Origin of the sequence: Bradyrhizobium sp. IC4060 (genome assembly GCF_020193715.1) — a bacterium.
Lineage (GTDB): Bacteria > Pseudomonadota > Alphaproteobacteria > Rhizobiales > Xanthobacteraceae > Bradyrhizobium > Bradyrhizobium yuanmingense.
The window spans coordinates 98,350-118,770 of record NZ_JADYVJ010000007.1; the positions used below are offsets into that span (position 1 = coordinate 98,350).

Below are 20,421 nucleotides of genomic sequence, written 5' to 3' on the forward strand. Positions count from 1 at the left end.
TGCTGCTCGGAAGCTCTGCTGGTCAGGCACAGGTCGCAACGACCGGCACTACTGCAATGGATCTGCCGACGGTGCCGGGCGCGATCGTGGTCTCACCGCTCAACAGTCCCGGGCCGTTTTCCGCAACGACCGTGTCAGGTGCTCCGGACACGACGCTGGCGCCGGTTCCGCTCGCGTCGGATCCGACGACGCCGGGGACGGTGGTCGTCTGCGCTCCGCCGTCGTCATCGCCGACGCCGGTGCCGGCGACGCCGACCGTATCGCCGACAGGCCTTGCACCACCGGGCATCGCGGCGCCGTTGCTGCCGGTGATAAGGCAGAACAGCAGCGCCACCGGTACGATCTCCTCAGCTGCGCCCTCAGGAACAGGTACGACGGTCGGATGCAGCTCGACGCCGGGGGGAGAGGTGACGAGCGCTGCGTCCCTCCCATTGTCGATCCCGCAAGTGGCTACAAGCCCCGCACCTGGTACGATTCAGGCGGAAGCCAGTGGTGCCGGTGGGACGGGCATAGACCCGAACGCTGCGGTTGTGCCCAGCCCGAACAGCTCGGCTTGCATGGAAGGCGTCTCGATGAATCTCGCCTCGCCTGCGACTGTGCTGCCGGCGAACGCTTCAGGCGCAGCACCAACGCCCGGCGTGTCGCCGGTGCTGCCGCCCGGATGCTGAAGTCGGACGCAGATCGAACCCCTAGTGGCAGGTGCAAGACGCAGCAAGCATCGCACTGAAATTCATCAAGAAGGCTCGGCGCGATCCGGCCCGTGTGTGGCCTATTGTTCGATGAGTGCTGTTTATGCATCGAGAAGGCTCCACCTGATTGCATTGACATTAGAAACCTGCGCTCGGGCGGGTATTTCCAGAACGCACGTCCTGCTCCCACGGCTGCACGACCGCGTTGCGCGCATCGCCTTGCCTTCGACCCTTGAGCGGCATTTGCTATCTCAGGACGGCCCGCGCGCGTGCGATCTCCCGGCTGCACGCGTCGATGTCGCCGCTGCGATCGGCGGCGCGGGCGCGGTCGAGCGAATCAAGCGCGTCCGTGAAGCCGATGCCGTTGTCGCCCTCGGCTTTTGCGAGTGAGCGGGGGATGCCCACTTCCTGGCCGGGTATACGGGTGCGGACCTCGATCTGAAGTCCGCGATGGACGAGCAGCGGCTGCTTCCGTTGCCCGGCACCAACGCCGTCCTGGAAAGATCAGGTGGCTCGTCGTGATTGATGTGACTGTCTAGGACCGCCTCGCATTGCTGGATATGCCGCCGGCCTACTGGAATAACCGAGGGCAGCGCCGATGGTTCGGGCTGCCTCCATCACGTGAACCGAATATTCTTTTATCTGCTTGCGCTTGATGCGGCTGTCGGGCCCGGACATGCCAATCGCTCCCACGAGTTCGCCGGAACGACCGAGGATGGCACAAGCGCAGGCGGCGATGCCCTCGCGCCACTCGCCGTGCAGGACGGAGGAGTAGCCCTGCGCGCGTGCCAGCTCGATGTCCTCCCGCAGCTCCTCGATCGTCGTTCGCGTCGCTTCCGTGTAGCGCCTCAGATGCGGCCGGAACCGTTCCAGGTAGTCATCAGGCATATGTGCGAGCATCGCTTTGCCTGTCGCCATGGTGAAAGCGGGTGCGCGCATACCCACGCTTGTATGGGCGCGGATATGGTGAGCGCTTTCGATCTTGTCGACATAGACCACGTCGGTGTCCTCGAGCACCGACAGGTGAATGGTTTCGCCGGTGATCTCGGCAAGCTTCGTCATTGCCGGTCGCGCGACGTTGATGAGATCCATCCGGTGGATGACATGGCTGCCGAGCGCCCAGATCTTGGTCGTGAGCTCGTAGGTGCTGTGCGGGGGGATCTGGCGCACATAGCCTTGAGACTGCAAAGTCATCAGCAGCCGATGCACGTTGCTCTTGGTGAGCTTCAGCTCGCTCGCGAGGTCAGTGACGCCGCGGGGCTGCTCGCTCAGAGCAAGTGCTTCCAGGAGACGCAGTCCCTTGGTAAAAGCCTTATCCATCCACCAGCCAAAATAGAATGATATTTCACTCGATCTAGCGTGGCCGCGCGAACGGCAATAGCCCGGGTGTGGAATTAACCCCGATCCTTTCGGATCGGGGCTGATCAGCCTGCTTACTGCGCCAGCAAGGCGTTGAGCTTCTCCTGCCCGTACTCTTCATTCGTGGAATTTCCAGCCGGCGAAGTCGCGCCCCAATAATCCGGGCTCCATTCGATCGCTTTCGAGACGTTGTCCGGGTTGTTGGCCCAGTAGCGCGCGAGCTTCTTGTCGGTTGCGGCCTCGAACACGACCTGGGAGGGAAGGGCGACCGGGAAGGTCGAGGTGAGCTGCGCCGCGCGCTTGGGCTCGAGCCGCCAGGACAGCAGTTTCAGCGCGTTGTCGTAGTTCGGCGCTCCCTTGGGAATCGAGAAGAAGTCGTAGTAGATGAAGCCCTGATTGAAAGTCAGCTCGATCGGGGCGCCCTCCAGCGCGAGCTTGCTCATCGAACCGGTGTAGGCCATGCACATGTCGGCCTCGCCGTCGAGCAGGAGCTGCGGCGGCTGTGCGGATGTCGTCCACCATTTGGCAATGTGTGGCTTGATCTCCTTGACCTTCTTCAGCGCCCGCTCCATGTCGATCGGGTAGAGCTTGCTCTTCTCTAGGCCGTCGGCCATCAGCGCCGCCTCGAAGACGAAACGCGGCCAGGCGGGCATGCAGCGCCGGCCAGGGAATTTCTTCACGTCCCAGAAGTCGGCCCAGCTGGTCGGCACGTTCTCGCCCTTGTACTTGTCCTTGTTGTAGACGAGGCCGACGCCGATCACCTGCAGCGCCACGCCCTTCTTGCGCTTAAGATTGTCCGGCATGGCCGCCAGCGTCTGCTTGGCCGCGTCGGACAGCTTGGAATAGTCGATGTCGGCGAGACAACAGTCGCCGAGCAGCTTGGTCTCCTGGTCGAAGATGAACGTCAGGTCCCATTGAGCTTTGCCGGCCTCGGCCTGAGCCTTGATGCGTGGGCCGCTACGCGCCTCCTGGACGGTGACCACCTTGATGCCGGTCGCCTTCTCGAACGGATCGTACATGACCTTGCGCAATGCATCGCCATATCCGCCGCCCGGGTCCTGCATGATCACGACGTTGCTCTGAGCCTGAGCCGGGCCCGTCCCCATCGCGATGCACAGGGCCGAGGCCAATACGGAAACCGACAGTCGCCAGCGTTTCATTCCCAGCATTTTCTCTTTCCTCCAGTTGAAATTGATCTGTGTCACGTTGCCTTCCGCGACGTGGCGAGAACGGGCCGTGCAAGGACGAGCCCTGCGACCACCAGCAGCACCTCCAGCGTCGAGACCACGGCCAGCACCGGATTGAGCCGGTAATTGATGTCGCCCCACAGCATGAGCGGGAGCGTCTTCAGCTCCGCGCTCGACAGGAACAGCGTCAGCACCAGCTCGTCGAACGAGTGCAGGAAGGCGAAGAATGTCGCTGCAGCGAGGCCCGGCATGATGGCCGGCAGCGTCACCAGGCGGAACACCGTCAGGGACGATGCGCCATGGACGGCAGCCGCCTGTTCGAGCCTTGTATCGACGCCTTGAAGCGATGCGGACAGGATCACCACGACGAGGGGAAGGCCGCCGATCGCATGCGCCGCGGCAAGGCCGAAGACGGAGCCGACCAGGTCGAAACGCAGGAACAGGCTGTAGAGCGACAGGCCGAGCACGACCGGAGGCACGATGATCGGACTTACGAGCAGCAGCATGATGGTGGACTTGCCGCGAATGCTGCTCCTGACGATGCCGAGGGCGGCCGACGCGCCCAGCACGATCGCGATTCCGGCCGACATCGCCGCGACGACCAAGGATGTCCAGAACGCCCGCATCCAGTTCGAATCGGAGAAGAACTGCTCATACCAGCGAAATGAGAAGCCCGGCGGCGGGAAGGTCAGATAGCTTGCGCTGCTGAAGGAAATGATCATCACCACGATGATCGGCAGGATGAGAACGGTAATGACCAGTCCGCCCAGAAGGCGAACTGTCCAGGTCCCGAAGCTCGCCGGCAGCCGCCCGAAAAGTCTCAGAAGCGGCCAGCCTATCAAGTCGGCAGCTGAGGCGCCGAAACTACGGCGGCCGTCATCGGCGGCGTAGCGGTTAGTCGTCGTCGGTGCGGCCTCGGTCAGCTTGCGGCCGCCCCAAATGAACTCGAAGCCGAGGAAGCGTCCGGCCACCGCGACCACCGCCAGCGTGATCGTCAGCAGCACCACGCCCAAGGCCTGCAGGAATCCCTCCGATGTGACCGAGTCCGCCTGCTGCGTGATATGCATGGCAAACATCTGGTCGCCGGGTCCCCCGAGCAGCGTGGGCGTAATGAAGAACCCGATCGCTGCGACGAAGACCAGCAGGAAGCCGGCGCCCATCCCGGGTAGGGTCAGCGGCAGCAACACGCGCCAGAACGCCGCAATGGGCCCGGCGCCGCTGGCCAGCGCCGCGCGCGTCAGGCTTTGATCGAGGCGCGCCACGCTGGAATAGATCGTCAGCACCATCAGCGGCAGAAGCACCGCGGTCATGCCGAGAAGCACTGTGCCGCGATTGAAGAGGAGCTGCACCGGCTCGCTCAATATTCCGACCGAAACCAGCAGCTTGTTGACCGGCCCGTTGCGGCCGAGCAGGACCATCCAGGCGTAGGTTCGGATCAGGATGGCGATGAAATAGGGCAGCACGATCGCGGTCGCGATCAGGGCCTGGGTCATGCCGCGGCTGCGGTGAATGAGCAGCGCCGTCGGATATCCGAACAGCAGGCACAGTCCGGCGACGGTGACCGAGATCTGCATCGTGCGGACGAGCGAATCCCAATAGAGCGGTATGGCGAATACCCGCTCGAAATAGGTCGACCACGACGGCCCGCTCACGCTGATGCGGATGAGATCGATCAGCGGGAGCAGATAGATGAAGGCCAGAAACGCGAGCGCGGGCAGGAGCAGCAGCGCCGGATCCTTCAACCTCCTGACGAGATCGAGATCCGCAGGACGGCCTGCCTGGACGCCGATCGATGCCGCGGTCATGCAAGCACCCAGCAGTCCGCGGCGCCCCAGCTCACGTGCAGACGATCGCCGACGGCCGGCAGCGGCCGGTCGGCCATGTCGGTGCAGCGGATCAGGAGCGGATCTCCGCCCTCCATTTGCGCCTCGATCCGCAAGATCTCGCCGAGGAAGATCGCAGACGTGACGCTGACGGGCGTGGAATTCGCAGCCGGCTCGTTCGACACGGCGATGCGTTCCGGACGCACGAGCACAGTTGCGCGTCCGACGTCGATCGTGTCCCGGCTTTCGGCGCTGAACACGTATCCTGCACGGTTCTTCATCGTCAGTGTCGATCCGCGCTTCTGCAGGATCTCGGCCTCGATCAGATTGCTCTCGCCGACGAACGAGGCGACGAAGCGATCTGTCGGATGCCGGTAGATGTCCAGGGGGCGGCCGATCTGAACGATCTTGCCGGCGTTGAGTACCGCGATGCGGTCGCTCATCGTCAGGGCTTCGCCCTGGTCATGGGTGACGAACAGGATCGTGCTGCCGATAGTCTGGTGAAGGTCGCGGATCTCGATCTGGATCTGCTCGCGCAACCGCCGGTCGAGGGCGCTGAGGGGCTCGTCCATCAGCACGACCTTGGGCTTCCTGACGATGGCGCGGGCAATCGCGACGCGCTGCTGCTGTCCACCCGACATTTGCGAGGGAGACTTCGTCGCATGCTCCGTCAGCCGCATGATCTCCAGCGTTTCGGCGACGCGCCGCTCCGCGGTCGCCCGGTCGACCCCCGCCATCCGAAGCGGAAACGCGACGTTCTGGCTGACCGTCATGTTCGGAAACAGCGCGTAGCTCTGGAACACCATGCCGAAGCCGCGCTTGTGCGTGGGTACGTTGTGGACCGGCTTGCCGTCGACGAGGATCTCGCCGCTGTCGAGGCTCTGGAATCCGGCGACAAGGTTGAGCAGCGTCGTTTTTCCGCTGCCGGATGGGCCAAGAAGCGTGATGAACTCGCCGGGCTCGATGTCGATGCTGATCCGGTCGACCGCATGAAAGTTGCCGTAAGCTTTCACCGCTTCGCGGACGGCAATGCTCGATCCGATCGCGTCGCGGTCCCGGAGGCTGCCGGTTGGCAATGTCCGAACGTTCGCATTGCCAGAGCGCATCGCACGCTGAGCCGAAGGCTCGCCCATTCTATCCTCCCAGTATGTTCTATATTATAGAACGTCATTCCAATTATTGTTGGAGCAGCGCGTCGTCTTGTCAAGTCGCGCCGCCTGATCGCGGCGCAAAGGTGCGCTGCTGCGGCCGGCTGCGCGCGAAAGTCCTGGAAATGAAGGCTCCGCCGGCGAAGCCAGATTGACAGCATCGTCCAAATCCGCCTAACATAATTTGGAATTGCGTTCTACAATATAGAACAAGGCTGGGGAGGATGATGGTGTTGAGCGAGCCTCGCGTCATGGCGAAGCACATCGAGCCGGGCATGCGAGTCGCACTGCCCGTCGATTACGCCGGCGTCTCCATGGCCATGACGCGTCCAATGATCGAGCACGGCGCGGGCGATCTCGATCTGGTCTGCGTGCCAACCGGCGGATTGCAGCTCGACCAGCTTGTCGGCGCAGGTCTGGTCCGGACGGTGGAGACCAGTGCGGCCTCGCTGGGCGAAGCAGGTGGAGCGCCCCGGTTCAACGCGGCGGTCAAGGAAGGCGCGGTTCGACTGAAGGACGCGACCTGTCCTGCCATCCATGCGGGCCTGATGGCGGCGCAGAAGGGCAGCCCCTTCATGCCCCTTCGCGGGCTGATCGGAACGGATCTGCTGCGCCACCGCGACGATTGGCGTGTCGTCGACAATCCGCTGGCGGATGGAGGCGATCCGATCGTGCTGATTCCCGCCATCAAGCCCGACGTCACGATCTTCCATGTGCCGATGGCTGATCGCTTCGGCAATGTCTGGATCGGGCGACGCCGCGAGCTTGCCGCAATGGCCTACGCTTCGCAGACAGTTCTCGTCACGGTGGAGCGCATCGTCGAGGAAAATCTGCTCGCCGACGAGATGAGCGCGGCCGGCGTGCTGCCGGCACTCTACGTCACGGCAGTCGCGCGCGCACCGAAGGGCGCATGGCCATACGGTTTATGGGGCGAGTATCCCGCCGATAGCGCGGAGATCGCGCGTTATGCGAAGGCCGCGCGAACGGCCGATGGCTTCTCGGCCTATATGGCGCAGGCGCAGATGGAGCCCGCGTGATGTCGGACGTTCTCCCTCGCGAAGTGCTGATTTGCACGATCGCGCGGTTGCTCGATGGCGTCAGGCATGTTGCCGTAGGCGCCTCCTCTCCGATTCCTGCCGCTGGCGCGATGCTGCTGCGTGCAATGAAGGAGGCGCGTGGCGCCGTTGGTCCACGCCTCTCCATCCTCGGTTCTGTCGAGCATAATTTCTTCACCAACGGTTCGGCGGAGCTGTTCGATTGTGCAGGTCAGGGCCGGATCGACGCGTTCTTCCTCGGCGGCGGCCAGATCGACGGCCTTGGCAACGTGAACCTCGTCGGCACCGGTGACTATCCGCGCTCCAGCGTGCGCTGGCCCGGCTCGTTCGGGTCGGCCTATCTCTATTTCGTCGTGCCGCGGGTCATCCTGTTCCGCGAGGAGCATACGCCGCGCGTCTTCGTCGAGAAGGTCGACTTCATCAGTGCCCCCGGCGTCAGTCCCGAGGGAGTCTTCCGGAGCGGCGGCCCCGTGGCTCTCTTGACCGGCAAGGGACTCTTTCGATTCGACAAGACGCGGCCGGGGTTCGAGCTGGAGAGTGTTCACCCCGGGCACGATCTTGCGGAGATCAAGCAAGCGACCGGCTTTCGATTCGAGCATGACGCCGAGCCGCGGCAGACCGCGCTGCCCGATCGATCGACACTCGATCTGCTCCGCGGCCGCGTGTTCGACGAACTCGCCGAGACCTATCCCGAATTCGCCGCGCAGATGCGGCGCGAACTTGGAGCGGTGGACGCATGAGCAGGATCAAACGGATCCCGCATTGCAGCCATTGGGGTGCGTACACGATCCTCGTCGAGGATAATCGCATCGTGGGCATCGAGCCGTTCCAGCACGATCCGGCGCCGTCCCCGATCATCCATTCTATTGCCGAATGGGCAAATCCCGAGCGGCGCGTGCTGCGGCCGATGGTCCGTTCCGGCTGGCTGGACAAGCGCGAAAAGAGCGATCGCCGCGGGCGTGGCCGAGAGAAGTTCGTTCCGGTCAGCTGGGACGAGGCGACGACGCTGGTTGCCGACGAAGTGCGCCGCGTCGCCGACGCGTTCGGGAACGCATCGATCTTTGCGGGCTCCTATGGTTGGACGAATTCGGGGCGCCTGCATCATGCCTCTTCGCTTCTGAAGCGCATGCTCAATCTGGTTGGCGGCTTCACCCGGCACGTCGATACCTATTCCATCGCGGCGGGTCCGGTGATCCTGCGCCACACGCTGGGCAACGACGACGCGTGTGGCGGCCGCGCCAATACGCTCGACACGATCGCGCAGCACACCGAGACGCTGGTGGTGTTCGGCGCTCTGTCGCCACGAACCGCGCAAAACGAGGCCGGAGGAATTGGCAGCCACCGCCTCGAGAATTATCTCAGGAAAATCGTCGAGCGTGGCGTCAAGGTCATCCACGTCTCGCCGCTGAAGGACGATCTGCCGGACTGGGTCGATGCCGAATGGTGGCCGATCCGGCCGAACGCCGACACTGCGCTGATGCTCGGCCTCGCCGGCGAGATCGTGAAGGCCGGCCGGCACGACACGGATTTCCTTGCGCGCTGCACCAGCGGCGCGGATCGTCTTCTTCGCTATCTCGAAGGCAAGGCGGATGGCGGACGAAAGGACGCCTTGTGGGCCGCCGGCATCTGCGGGCTCGGTGCAGGCCAGATTGCCGAGCTCGCAAGGCGCCTGGTCGACACGCGGAGCATGTTGACGGTGAGCTGGAGTCTGCAGCGTGCCCATCACGGCGAACAGCCGTTCTGGGCGGCGCTCGGACTGGCCTCGATAATCGGCCAGATCGGGCTGCCGGGCGGCGGTGTCGGCTACGGCTATGCTTCGCTGGGAGGTGTCGGGGCCCCGCTCAATCTCGGCAAGTCTCCAGCCATTTCACAGCTGAAGAGGCCGATCGACAGCTTCATCCCGGTGGCGCGCATCAGCGACATGCTGCTCAATCCCGGTCGGCCATTCAGCTATGAAGGCGAGATCCGCTCCTATCCGGATACGAGGCTGGTCTATTGGGCGGGCGGCAATCCTTACCACCATCATCAGGATCTCAACCGCCTGTCGGAAGCCTGGACGAGGCCCGAAACGATCATCGTGCAGGACCCGATGTTCACCGCGACAGCCCAACGGGCCGACATCGTGCTGCCGGCAACCACGTCGATCGAGCGTAACGATCTTGCCGGCAACAGGCGCTCCGACTTCATCCTGGCCATGAAGAAGGCCATCGAGCCGCTGGGCGAAGCCCGCTCCGACTTCGATATCTTCAACGCGATTGCAGGCAAGCTCGGTGTGGCCGAGCGCTTCAACGAAGGCCGCGACGAAATGGGTTGGGTCCGGCATCTCTACGAAGCCTGCCGCGACGACGCCTCGAAGCGCTTCGGCTTTGAGATGCCGGATTTCGACGCATTCTGGGAAGCCGGCTATGCCCACTGCCCGGTCAAGGCAGACCACACGTTCCTGGCCGACTTCCGCAACGAGCCCGAGGAACACCCGCTCAACACCGAAAGCGGAAAGATCGTGCTCGGCAGCGAGACGCTTGCCAGGCTCGACTATCCCGACTGCCGCTCGCATCCTGCCTGGATCGAGCCCGCCGAATGGCTCGGCACTGCAGAAGCTGGCCAAATGCACCTCATCTCGCATCAGCCGGCCGGTCGTCTTCACAGCCAGCTTGAAACCGGCCCATCGAGCCGCGTCATGAAACGCAATGGCCGTGAACAGGCCCGTCTTCATCCTGACGACGCGGCTGCTCTCGGCATCGTCGACGGCCAGACGATCCGCATCTGGAACGACCGCGGGGAATGCCTTGCGACTGCTGAGGTCAGCGACGAGGTCCGCCGGTGCGTGCTTGTGCTCCCGACCGGCGCCTGGTTCACACCGACCGGCAATAGCGGCCTCGAGGTCGCCGGCAATCCGAACGTGCTCACGCTCGACATCGGCACGTCTCAATTCGGCCAGGGCTGCTCGGCCCATACCTGCCTGGTGCGGGTCGAGCCCTACGCCGCCGATCGGCGCGATGCGTTCGAGGCCTATCAGGAAACGCTCGTCGCGCTTGCGGCAGTCTAACAGGAGCTTGCAACATGTCTGCGCCCGCCATCAGCCGCTTTCCCGTTCCCGATATCGCGACGCTGCCGGAGGATATCCGCGCACGGATCGAGGCCGTTCAGGAGAAGTCTGGATTCGTCCCGAACGTCTTCCTGACACTCGCGCACCGTCCGGACGAGTTCCGGGCGTTCTTCGCCTATCACGACGCTCTCATGGACAAGCCCGGGCCGATCACCAAGGCCGAGCGCGAGATGATCGTCGTTGCGACCAGCAGCGCCAATCAATGCCAGTACTGCGTGGTCGCGCACGGCGCCATCTTGCGCGTGCGGGCGAAGAATCCGCTGATTGCGGACCAGGTCGCCGTCAACTACCGCAAGGCCGATATCACCGCGCGGCAAAGGGCGATGCTCGATTTCGCGATGAAAGTCTCGGTGCGCGCCTATGAGGTGGACGATTCCGACCTCGTGGATCTCAAGGGACATGGATTCACCGAGGAGGACGTCTGGGACATCGCAGCCATCGCTGCATTCTTCGGCATGTCGAACCGCCTCGCCAACGTCACCAGCATGCGTCCGAACGACGAGTTCTTCGCGATGGGACGCTAAACGCCGCGAACGAGAGCTGCAATGGTATCGCTGGTCATCGACAGGCGCTTCCGGGGCCCACCCAACTCCGGCAACGGCGGTTATGTATGCGGATGTCTCGCAAGGCACGTCAGTGGAGACGCCGAAGTGACGTTGCGCGCCCCGCCGCCGCTGGAGCGGTCGCTCGACGTGCTGACGGGGGCCGACGGCGGGATCGAGTTGCGCGAGAACGACAGGCTGCTCGCGACGGTGCGTGCAACAGACATCGATGTGCCGGACGTTCCCAGGGTAAGCTACGAGGCGGCTGAAGAGGCGGCCGGCCGAACACCCTACGAAGAGCAGACCCATAACCTTCCGACTTGTTTTGTCTGTGGCCCCGCGCGTGGTCACGGCGATGGTCTGCGCATCTTCGCAGGCCCGCTGCAGGCGGGCGCTGTCCCAGGCAAGCCCGTCGTGTTCGCGGCCTCCTGGGTACCTCATGGCAGTCTGGCGGGTGAGGACGGCTATGTTGCGCCCGAATTCGTCTGGGCCGCTCTCGATTGCCCGACCGGCTATTGCAGCGTTGGCGCCCGTCACCTGGGATTGAAGGGCGACGAAACGGTCCTGCTCGGACGCATGGCCGCACGGATCGAACGCCGGCCGCGTCCCGGAGATCGATGTGCGGTGGTGGCGTGGCCGACCGGGCGGGAAGGCCGCAAGCTCTTTGCCGAGAGTGCTTTGCTCGATGCCGAGCAGGAGGTGCTGGCGACCGCGCGAGCCACCTGGCTGTTGGTCGACCGTCAGGTCCAGCTCGGAGCAAGTGCATGAACCAGGGTGGAAGCAAGGTATGACCGGCCGCGAAGCAGAGCTCGAACTTCGTCAATCCATCATCGACGCGTGCCGCGAGATGGCGGCGCAAGGCATCAACCAGGGAACGTCCGGAAACATCAGCGTTCGAACCGACGACGGCATCCTGCTGACGCCGTCCGGTCTTCCCTACGACCGCATGAAGCCCGAAGACATCGTGGCCATGAAGTGGGACGGCTCATGGACTGCGTCGGCCGGCAATGTTCCGTCGACCGAATGGCGTTTTCACCTCGACATCCTCAAGTCGAAGCCGGAGGTCGGCGCCGTCGTTCACGCCCATCCGGTCTTTTGCACCATCATCGCGATCATGAATCGCTCGATCCCTGCGATTCACTACATGATTGCCGCGGCCGGCGGCAACGACATCCCCTGCGCACCTTACGCGCAATACGGTACGGCCGAACTGTCGCAGGCGGCCCTGAACGCGCTTCGCTATCGCCGCGCCTGCCTCCTCGCACATCACGGGCTGATCGCCATCGGTCCCAATTTGCGCAAAGCCTTGTGGCTCGCGGTGGAGGTCGAGGTGCTCGCCAAGCAGTATCACGGCTGTCTTCAACTCGGCTCTCCTCCGCTGCTACCGGACGAAGAGATCGACAGCATCCTGAAGCGATGGGGGCATTACGGCCTGCGCGATAACGAAGGCGCTCCCAAGATTACCCAGCTGTCGAGCTAGATCACGAATAATCCCCTGCCTTGCGAGAACTCATGGCCTACACTCACGACGTCAGCGTCTGCGGCACTTACATCCTGGATATTCTCGGGGTCCCCGTTACCGAGATCCCACCCGGAGGTGGCCGGTTGTTGATCGAGGAAATCCGGCTCGCGGTCGCCGGCACGGCCGGCGGAACGGTCGTTCCTTGCGCGCGGCTCGGCTTGAGGGCGCTCGCGGTTGGTGCCGTCGGCTCCGACGAGAAGGCTGATTGGATGCTGAACGCGCTGGAGCGCGAAGGCATCGATATCGCTCTGATGGAGCGAATGACCGGCGCTCCAACCTCTGCAACGATTTTGCCGATCCGGCCCGACGGCTCGCGTCCGGTCATGCATGCGAGGGGCGCCTCAGCCCGATGGCGGATCGCGCCCGAAACGCAAGTAGCCGCATGCCGGAGCAAAATTCTCCATCTCGGCGGGGTCGGCTCTCTACTTGCGATGGATGGAGCGCCTTCCGTCGCATTGCTGCAGGACGCGAAAGCCGCTGGTTGCACGACGACGCTCGATCTCATCCAGGCGCGGCGTGAGACGCTGGCGCTGGTCGAGCCTCTGCTGCCTTACGTTGACTTCTTCATGCCGAGTATCGACGAGACCAGTGCCATGGTGGGAACCGACGATCCCGCCGCATGCGCGCGGTTCTTCATCGACAAGGGGGCGGGGGCCTGCGCCATCTCTCTCGGCGCCGACGGCTCGTTCGTGATGACCCGCGACGGACGCCAGTTCACGGTGCCGGCGTTCGACGTTGCCGTTCGCGATACGTCGGGATGCGGCGATTCCTATACGGGCGGCTTCATCGCGGGGCTGGCTCGCGACTGGGACCTGCTCGATTGCGCCAAGCTTGCGACCGCGACGGCCGCGATCGTCGCGACGGGGCTGGGTTCGGGCGCCAATCTCGTATCCTTCGAGGAAACCGTGAAGGCCATGAACACCTTGCCAGTCCGCAAGCCGGCTCGCGCCTGATCTTTTCAACGCCGGTAAAGAACCAACATTCATTGGAAATAACAGGGGAGAATGCAACATGGCCCGACATGCGATCGTGACGGGGGCAAGCCGCGGCATTGGCCGTGCGATTGCCACTGGCCTTGCCAAGCGAGGCTACGATCTCGCGCTGACCGACATCGCGGCCCAGGAGAACGTTCTGCTCGAGACCGTCGCCGAGGTCGGCAAGCTTGGCGGCCGCTGCATCCCCGTGCTGGGCGACGTCAGCGATATCGGCGATTGCAGGCGTGCGGTGGCTGAAGCCGTCCAGGGTCTCGGGCACGTCGATGTCCTCGTCAACAATGCGGGCATCCTCAGGCTGGCGACCATCGACGAGCTGACGACCGAGACATGGGATCAGACCTTCGCCGTCAACACGCGCGGCGTCTTCCAGATGACCCAGGCCGTGGTGCCACATATGAAGGAGCGCAAATACGGGCGGATCGTCAACATCGCCTCGCTCGCCGCTCGAACGGGCGGTCCGGGACAGTCCCACTATGCTGCATCGAAGTCGGCGGTGGTCGGCTTCACCCGGGTGTCGTCCATGGAGTTCGGCGGCTACGGCATCACGGTCAATGCCGTATGCCCGGGCATCATCGTGACGGAGATGGGGATGAACAATCTCCGCGATCCCGAGCGTGTCGCCTATTTCGAGAAGGTCACGGACCTGCACCGGCTCGGGCAGCCGGAGGACGTCGTCGGGCCCGTTGCGTTCTTTGCGTCTGACGATTCTGCGTTTGTGACCGGCCAAGCCCTCAACGTGGACGGAGGCATCTTTTACAGTTAGCAACGGGGTCGATCCGCTCTAACTAACCTATTGCGGCTCGATGCCGGCTGCCTTGATAATCCTTCCCCATTTGCCGATCTCAGCCTTGAGAAAGGCTTCAAGGGCTTCCGGCGTCGCGCGTTCGGGTTCAACCGGGGACATGCTGAGCTCACCAAACCGATTGATCAGGGCGGGATCCTTCAGCGCGGTCTGCAGCGCGCCGACGAGTTGGTCGACTACGGGCTTCGGCGTGCCGCGCGGGGCGTAGAGGCCATACCACGTCGTCACGTCGAACGCGGGAAGGCCGGCCTCGGCCGAGGTCGGCACGTTCGGCAGCGTTGCAACCCGCTTCTTGCTCGTGATCGCGTAGCCCTTGATCGTGTTCGACTGAATATAAGGCGTCGGCCCGGTTGCAGGGTCGCAATAAACGTCGATGTGGCCGGCGATGACGTCGTTCAGCGCCGGGCCGCCGCCCTTGTAGTAGATCGGGGTAAGCTTGGTATCGGTGGTGCTCATGAACATCAAACCGCAGAGCTGTGAGGCCGAGCCGAGACCGACATTGCCGAAGGTGATCTTGTCGCCGGCATTGCGGATCCGCGCGATCAGCTCGTTGAGATCCTTGGCAGGAAAGTTCGGCCGCGCCACGAGGATCATCGGGACGTCGGTGACGAGCCCGATCGGGGCGAAATCGTCGACCGGATCGAACGGCAGCTTGGCGTAGAGGGCCGGCGCGGTGGCCTGGCCGACATGCATCAGCAGCAGCGTGTAGCCGTCGGGGGCCGCCTTGGCGACACGGTTGGTGCCGAGCGTGCCGCCGGCGCCGACGACGTTTTCGATCACGATCGACTGTTTCAGCGTCGTACTCATGGCGCCGCCGAGGATGCGTGCGATCACGTCGCCGGGACCACCAGCTGAGAACGGCACGATCATCGTGACCGGGCGGGTGGGGTAGTCTTCCGCAATGGCTGCGCGGCAGGGATAGAGCAGGACAAGCAGGATCAGCGATCGTACGAGATACGTCATCGAACACTCCCTGGCGGCAATGTTTTAGTCGTCGGAAGGCGCCGCCTCCTTGGCTGCCGACGATTTTTCGATCATGTCGAGCGCGGCCACCGCCGCCGCATTGATGTGGTCGACGCAGCAGCGCTCGGCGAGGTCCGCATCGCCGTTCTGGATCGCGCGCCAGATCGCGGTAACCTCGCGCAAGCTCTTGTTGATCCGCTTCGGCTGCGACATCGAGGTGATCCGCAACAGCTGGATTCGGTCATGCAGCGGCTTGAGCATGCGCTCGATGAACGCGTTGCGGCAGCCACCGATCAGAGCGGCGTAAAAGTCGGTCTTGGCTTCCAGGCATCCGACGAGGTCCTGCTTGGCTGCGGCTGCCTTCAGCCGGGTCAGGGCTTCCCCGATCCGGCGAGCCACTTCCGGGTCGTGAAGCCTGGCGCATTCACGGCCGGCGAAGCCTTCGAGCACCGCGCGGGCGGCGTAGAGCTGCCGGGCCTCCTCCAGGCTGATCGTGGAGACCACGGGGCCGCGGTGAGGGACCGTATTGACCAGCCCGTCGGCCTCGAGGGCGCGTAGCGCTTCCCGGATCGAGGGGCGGCTGACGCCCATCATCTCGCAGAGCTCGCGCTCGACCAGGCGCTGGCCCGGTTTCAGCGTGCCGGACATGATCGCCTCGCGCAGCTTTTGCGCCACCATCGCTCGGACGGTCGGTACGTCATCGATGCGGAGTGTCGACTGCAATTCGCGGCGTCTTTCCATGTCCGGGCCTTGGTTGGAATGATTCAATACCGGTTTACAGGCAGAATCATCATTTCGGCAATTTGAACGTGGGCGGGCTGATCCAGGGCGAACACGATCGAGCGGGCGATGTCGGCCGGCTCAAGCGCCATCCTGAACTGGTCGAAATAGTCCTTTTCCTTCTGCTTGTCGCCGCGGTAGCGGGTCAGGATGATGTTGGTCCTGGTCAGGCCGGGCTGGAGCTCGGTGACCCGGATCGCGGTGTCCGCCAGCTCGCTCCGGAGGGTCTCGGTGAACATGTGCACGCCCGCCTTGCTGGTGCTGTAGGCCGCCATATCCGGGACTATACGGACGGCGTTGATGGAGCTGATGTTGACGATATGGCCGGCGTTGCGCTTGACCATGTCGGGGAGGATCGCGCGGGTGACGCGCATCAGGCCAATCAGGTTGGTCTGGATGATGTTGGACCAGTCGTCGGCGGAGCCGGCGTCGAAGCGTGTCCGGCCGCCGATGTCATGCCCGGCATTGTTGATGAGGATTTCGACCGGCTTGAAATGAGCAGGAATGGCCTCCGGCAGACTATCCACGTCCCGGGAATCGCTGACGTCGAGCTGAATCGGAAACACCTTGTCGCCGACGGTGGCCGCCAGCTGCTGAAGCGCCTTGGCGTCACGATCGACCAGCACGACGCGGCGGCCGCTGTCCAGCAGCGCCTTGGTGATGGCACGTCCCATGCCGCCGGCAGCGCCGGTCAGGACGACGGTCTGGCCTGGTTGTTCGGTCATCTCAGCACTCCCATTCCAATGCTCTCATGCGATTGACCAGCCGCCGTCGATGGGCAGGCTGGCGCCGGTGATGTCATTTGCCGCGGTGCCGCAGAGAAAGATGACCATGGCGGCGACCGCATCCATTTCGACGAAGCGCTGCGTCGGCTGGCGCTCGCCAAGATATTCGCGGGTCACGTCATCGACGGGGCGTCCGCTATTCGCGGCCATCGTCGCGATCTTGTTCAGGATCGCCGGCGTCGGCAGCGTACCCGGGCAGAGCGCGTTGCAGGTGATTCCGCTGCGGGCGGTCTCGATGGCCACTGCGCGGGTCATTCCCAGAATTGCCGCTTTGGTCGTGACGTAGTCGATGCGATCTTCGACCGCGCGGCTCGAATAGATCGAGCCGATATTGATGATCCGGCCCCAGCCGCGCTGCTTCATCGCGGGCAGCGCAAGGCGGATCAGGTGGAATGGCGCCGACAGGTTAACAGCGAGCGCCTGGTCCCAGCGATCGGGTGGAAACTGCTCGATCGTCGAGAAATGCCTGACAACGGCGTTGTTGACAAGGATGTCGATGGCTCCGCAGCGGCCGAGCAGGCCGACCATCATGCTCTCGATGTCGTCGCGCCCGGACAGATCGGCAGCGGCGGGGATGACCTCGACGCCGAAGCGGGCGCTGAGGTCGTCCGCGGGCTGCTTCGGCGCAACGAGGTCGTGCAGGACAATGTTGCAGCCCGCGCCGGCCAGGCCTTCCGCGATGGCGAGGCCAAGGCCTGCGGTCGCGCCGGTCACGAGTGCCCATTTGCCCTTCATCGCAGCCCGCCCGCCCTTATTTCTTGTCGAGCTCGGCGAAGACTTCCTTCGCGTTCCGGAACGCGTCCACGCCGGCCGGCACGCCGCAATAGATCGCGACCTGCATGAAGACCTCGCGGATCTCCTCTTTGGTCGCGCCATTGGCGAGGGCGCCGCGGACGTGGGTCTTCAGTTCGTGCGGACGGTTGAGCGCGCAGAGCATCGCCAGATTGAGGAAGCTGCGCGTCTTTCGCGTCAGCCCTTCGCGGCCCCAGACGTAACCCCAGCAATACTCGGTGGTGAGATCCTGCATCGGGCGGTTGAACTCGTCCGCGGACGCGATCGCCTTGTCGACGAACTCGCTGCCGAGCACGCTTTTGCGGATTTCGAGACCGCGGTCGTAGGTCGCCTTGTCCATTCTGTTCTCCGTTTCTCGTTCGGGCGTTCTCAGGTCTTCGGCCAGAACGGTTTGGCCAGCGCAAGCTCAGGCGGGAACACCGTCACCGGCACGCCGGATTGCCACTGCACGATGGTCATGCCGGCGCCGACGCGGCGGCCTTTCTGGTCGAACTTGATCTCGCCCAGCGGGTAATATTTCGAGGGGCCTGCATCCATGGTGCGCAGCGCTTCGCCGACGGCAACGCGGTCGGCCTTGCCGGCCTTCTCCAGCGCGTCCTTGATCACCCACATGTCGCCATAGGTGGAGATCGCATTCTGCGTCATCCACGGCTCCTTGTAGCGGGTCTTCAACTCGGCGATCAGCGCCTCGTGGCCCTTGGCGCCCCAGCTCGCAACGCAGGTCAGGACTCCCTGGAGCAGTTCCGGGCTCACGGTCTGCAGCATGTCCGGTTCGGCGATGGCGATGCCGAACGAGATGGTCGGCACCTTGCCCTGGCCGAGGCCGAACTCGTTCATCTTCTCGAGCAGCAGCTTGGCGTCGGAGATCACCGTCGGCAGGAAGAAGAGCAGGTCGGGCTTGGCCGAGCGAATCTTCTGAACCAGCGACGTCGCGTCCGCGAGCGGCGGCGTGAAGGTCTCGTCCACGATCAGCTGCAGCTGGTTCTCTGCCAAGAGGCCCTCGCGCATCGATTTCGCCGAGGCGATCGACGCGGCCGTGTTGTCGGTGAGGATCGCGACCGTCTTCGGCCGCTTGCCCGATGCCGTCTCGGCCAGCTTGATGATTTGCGGCAAGGCCTGACGGGCCTGTGAGGCTGCCGTGGCCGAGGTCTGGAACACGTATTTGAAGCCGCGATCCGTGATCAGATCGGAGTAGGAGAGGGTGAGGACGGGCAAGTTGGCGCGTTCCGTGACCTCGGTGACCGCGAGCGTGAAGGATGACAGGTAGGCGCCGCTTGCCGCGACCAGGTCGCTCTCCTGCGCCACCATACGCTGGGCGGCGTTCTTGGCCTTCTCAGTGGTGTCGCCGGAATCGAGCACCACGAGCTTCAGCTTGGCGCCGCCGAGCGCCTTGACTCCGCCTTGCGCGTTGATGTGCTCGACGGCCATCTCGGCGCCCTGACGCATCACCGTGCCGGGACGGGCGTAGATGCCGGAGATCGGCACCAAGAGGCCGACTTTCACCTCAGATGGCTGCTGTGCCCAGGCACGGGATGCGATCAGCATGCCGGACGCGCCCGCAAGCAGTGTTCGACGGGTGATCCTGATCTTGCTCGTTGTTCTCATGACAATCCTCCTCCCTGAAAAGCGTGCGATGCTATTTCTTCGGCCAGAACGGCTGCGCCTGCGCGAGCTCGGGCGGATAGACGGTGACTGGCACGCCCGATTGCCATTGCACGATGACGACGCCGGCGCCGACCCTGCGGCCCTTCTCGTCGAACTTGAGCTGTCCGCCTGGGTAGTATTTCGACGGGCCGGCATCCAAGGTGCGGAAGGCCTGCGCGACCGAATTGCGGTCGGCCTTACCGGCCTTTTCCAACGCTTCCTTCATCAGCCACATGTCGCCATAGGTCGAGATGACGTTCTGCGTCATCCAGGGCTCCTTGTATTTTGCCTTGAGCTCGGCGATCAGCGCCTCGTGACCTTTCGAGCCCCAATTGGCGACGATGGTCATGATGCCCTGCACTGTCTCCGGGCTCACGCTCTGCAGCATGTCGGGCTCGGCGATTGTGATGCTGAAGGACACGGTCGGGATCTTGCCCTGGCCAAGGCCGAACTCGCTGATCTTCTCGAGCCCCAGCTTGGCGTCCGACACCGCGTTCGGCATGAACAGCAGCAGATCGGGCTTGGCCGAGCGGACTTTCTGGATCAGCGGCGTCGCATCCGACAGCGGCGGGGTCCAGACTTCCTCGACGACGAGCTGGAGGCCTTCCTGTGCGAACAGCTTCTCCTTCAGCGCCTTGGCCGTGGCAACCGAAGTCGCGGTGTTGTCCATCAGCATCGCGACCGTCTTCGGCTTCTTGCCCGAGGCGTTCTCCGCGAGCTTCATCAGAGTCGGCAAGCCGAGCTCGGACTGGCGGCTCGCGGTCGCGGCGGTCTGGAAGATGTATTTGAAACCGCGGTCGGTCAGAAGGTCCGAATAGGACAGCGTCAGCACCGGCAGCTCGGCACGCTCGGTCACCTCGGTGACCGCCAGCGTGAAGGACGACAGATAGGCGCCGGTGGCCGCGACGAGATCCGGCTCCTGCGCCACCATGCGTTGCGCCGCGTTCTTGGCCTTCTCGGTGGTGTCGCCGCAATCGATCACGACGAGCTTCAGCTTGGCGCCGCCGAGCGCCTTGATGCCGCCCTGCGCGTTGATGTGCTCGATACCCATCTCGGCGCCCATCTTCATCACCTGGCCGGGGCGGGTGTAGATGCCCGACAGCGGCACGATCAGCCCGACCTTGATCTCGGCCGGTGTCTGCGCGCGTGCCACGCCGGCAAGGCCCACGGCGGCGGCGCCGGACAGCACGGTCCGTCGCGAGAGTCCCTCCGATGTCTTGTTCATTTTG

At 64.0% G+C, this 20,421-nt stretch carries 21 protein-coding genes; 9 read left to right on the top strand and 12 right to left on the bottom strand.

The window, feature by feature from the left end; translation table 11 throughout:
- Positions 1 to 22: 22 nt before the first annotated feature.
- Positions 23 to 334: a hypothetical protein gene (locus tag I6F16_RS22850; RefSeq protein ID WP_225114043.1), complete on the bottom strand. Its 312-nt coding sequence runs from the start codon at positions 332 to 334 to the stop codon at positions 23 to 25.
- A gap of 445 nt (positions 335 to 779) precedes the next feature.
- Between I6F16_RS22850 and I6F16_RS22855 the strand changes: the two genes are divergently transcribed.
- Entirely contained in the window at positions 780 to 1,079 is a 300-nt protein-coding gene (locus I6F16_RS22855) for a hypothetical protein (protein ID WP_225114044.1), read from the top strand.
- A gap of 114 nt (positions 1,080 to 1,193) precedes the next feature.
- Here the strand turns inward: I6F16_RS22855 and I6F16_RS22860 are convergent, their stop codons facing one another.
- From I6F16_RS22860 to I6F16_RS22875, 4 genes are all read right to left on the bottom strand, one after another.
- Positions 1,194 to 2,009 carry an IclR family transcriptional regulator gene (locus I6F16_RS22860; RefSeq protein ID WP_036026695.1) on the bottom strand — a complete coding sequence of 272 codons (816 nt, stop codon included), beginning with the start codon at positions 2,007 to 2,009 and terminating at the stop codon, positions 1,194 to 1,196.
- Between the two features lie 113 nt (positions 2,010 to 2,122).
- Positions 2,123 to 3,217 (bottom strand): extracellular solute-binding protein, encoded by a 1,095-nt coding sequence (locus I6F16_RS22865; RefSeq protein WP_225114045.1) that lies wholly within the window; start codon positions 3,215 to 3,217, stop codon positions 2,123 to 2,125.
- 32 nt (positions 3,218 to 3,249) lie between these two features.
- Positions 3,250 to 5,040 (bottom strand): ABC transporter permease subunit, encoded by a 1,791-nt coding sequence (locus I6F16_RS22870; protein ID WP_225114046.1) that lies wholly within the window; start codon positions 5,038 to 5,040, stop codon positions 3,250 to 3,252.
- Positions 5,037 to 6,191, bottom strand: coding sequence for an ABC transporter ATP-binding protein (locus I6F16_RS22875; RefSeq protein ID WP_225114047.1), 1,155 nt, complete (start codon positions 6,189 to 6,191; stop codon positions 5,037 to 5,039). Before I6F16_RS22875 ends, I6F16_RS22870 begins: the two co-directional genes overlap by 4 nt.
- Positions 6,192 to 6,433: 242 nt before the next feature.
- Here I6F16_RS22875 and I6F16_RS22880 point away from each other — a divergent pair, with 242 nt between their 5' ends.
- The 8 genes from I6F16_RS22880 to I6F16_RS22915 all read left to right on the top strand — a co-directional run bounded on the left by I6F16_RS22880 (position 6,434) and on the right by I6F16_RS22915 (position 14,189).
- Positions 6,434 to 7,243, top strand: coding sequence for a CoA transferase (locus I6F16_RS22880; protein WP_036026693.1), 810 nt, complete (start codon positions 6,434 to 6,436; stop codon positions 7,241 to 7,243).
- Positions 7,243 to 8,001: a CoA transferase gene (locus I6F16_RS22885; protein WP_225114048.1), complete on the top strand. Its 759-nt coding sequence runs from the start codon at positions 7,243 to 7,245 to the stop codon at positions 7,999 to 8,001. The genes I6F16_RS22880 and I6F16_RS22885 overlap by 1 nt, the downstream gene beginning before the upstream one ends.
- Positions 7,998 to 10,307: a molybdopterin-dependent oxidoreductase gene (locus I6F16_RS22890; RefSeq protein WP_225114049.1), complete on the top strand. Its 2,310-nt coding sequence runs from the start codon at positions 7,998 to 8,000 to the stop codon at positions 10,305 to 10,307. The genes I6F16_RS22885 and I6F16_RS22890 overlap by 4 nt, the downstream gene beginning before the upstream one ends.
- A gap of 14 nt (positions 10,308 to 10,321) precedes the next feature.
- A complete protein-coding gene (locus I6F16_RS22895) occupies positions 10,322 to 10,891 on the top strand; it encodes a peroxidase-related enzyme (protein WP_225114050.1) in 570 nt (189 codons plus the stop codon).
- Positions 10,892 to 11,017: 126 nt separating this feature from the next.
- On the top strand, positions 11,018 to 11,677 hold the full coding sequence (locus I6F16_RS22900) for a hypothetical protein (protein WP_346656600.1): 660 nt from the start codon (positions 11,018 to 11,020) through the stop codon (positions 11,675 to 11,677).
- A 19-nt stretch (positions 11,678 to 11,696) separates the two neighbouring features.
- On the top strand, positions 11,697 to 12,389 hold the full coding sequence (locus I6F16_RS22905) for an L-fuculose-phosphate aldolase (protein ID WP_225114052.1): 693 nt from the start codon (positions 11,697 to 11,699) through the stop codon (positions 12,387 to 12,389).
- Between the two features lie 32 nt (positions 12,390 to 12,421).
- Entirely contained in the window at positions 12,422 to 13,384 is a 963-nt protein-coding gene (locus I6F16_RS22910; protein ID WP_109145145.1) for a sugar kinase, read from the top strand.
- A gap of 58 nt (positions 13,385 to 13,442) precedes the next feature.
- Positions 13,443 to 14,189 (top strand): SDR family NAD(P)-dependent oxidoreductase, encoded by a 747-nt coding sequence (locus I6F16_RS22915; RefSeq protein WP_225114053.1) that lies wholly within the window; start codon positions 13,443 to 13,445, stop codon positions 14,187 to 14,189.
- Positions 14,190 to 14,216: 27 nt separating this feature from the next.
- On the opposite strand, the gene I6F16_RS22920 is transcribed toward I6F16_RS22915, so the two are convergent.
- Genes I6F16_RS22920 through I6F16_RS22950 form a run of 7 tightly spaced genes read right to left on the bottom strand, consistent with a single transcriptional unit; the run spans position 14,217 to position 20,417 of the window.
- Positions 14,217 to 15,191 (bottom strand): tripartite tricarboxylate transporter substrate-binding protein, encoded by a 975-nt coding sequence (locus tag I6F16_RS22920; protein ID WP_225114054.1) that lies wholly within the window; start codon positions 15,189 to 15,191, stop codon positions 14,217 to 14,219.
- Between the two features lie 24 nt (positions 15,192 to 15,215).
- Entirely contained in the window at positions 15,216 to 15,932 is a 717-nt protein-coding gene (locus I6F16_RS22925; protein WP_050991723.1) for a GntR family transcriptional regulator, read from the bottom strand.
- A 23-nt stretch (positions 15,933 to 15,955) separates the two neighbouring features.
- A complete protein-coding gene (locus I6F16_RS22930; RefSeq protein ID WP_225114055.1) occupies positions 15,956 to 16,696 on the bottom strand; it encodes an SDR family oxidoreductase in 741 nt (246 codons plus the stop codon).
- A gap of 24 nt (positions 16,697 to 16,720) precedes the next feature.
- Positions 16,721 to 17,491 (bottom strand): SDR family oxidoreductase, encoded by a 771-nt coding sequence (locus tag I6F16_RS22935; protein ID WP_225174003.1) that lies wholly within the window; start codon positions 17,489 to 17,491, stop codon positions 16,721 to 16,723.
- 16 nt (positions 17,492 to 17,507) lie between these two features.
- Entirely contained in the window at positions 17,508 to 17,888 is a 381-nt protein-coding gene (locus I6F16_RS22940; protein WP_036011548.1) for a carboxymuconolactone decarboxylase family protein, read from the bottom strand.
- A gap of 29 nt (positions 17,889 to 17,917) precedes the next feature.
- The gene (locus I6F16_RS22945) at positions 17,918 to 19,153 is read right to left on the bottom strand and encodes an ABC transporter substrate-binding protein (protein WP_225112282.1); all 1,236 of its coding nucleotides are present in this window, start codon (positions 19,151 to 19,153) and stop codon (positions 17,918 to 17,920) included.
- A gap of 31 nt (positions 19,154 to 19,184) precedes the next feature.
- Positions 19,185 to 20,417, bottom strand: coding sequence for an ABC transporter substrate-binding protein (locus tag I6F16_RS22950; protein WP_225112283.1), 1,233 nt, complete (start codon positions 20,415 to 20,417; stop codon positions 19,185 to 19,187).
- Positions 20,418 to 20,421: the final 4 nt, after the last annotated feature.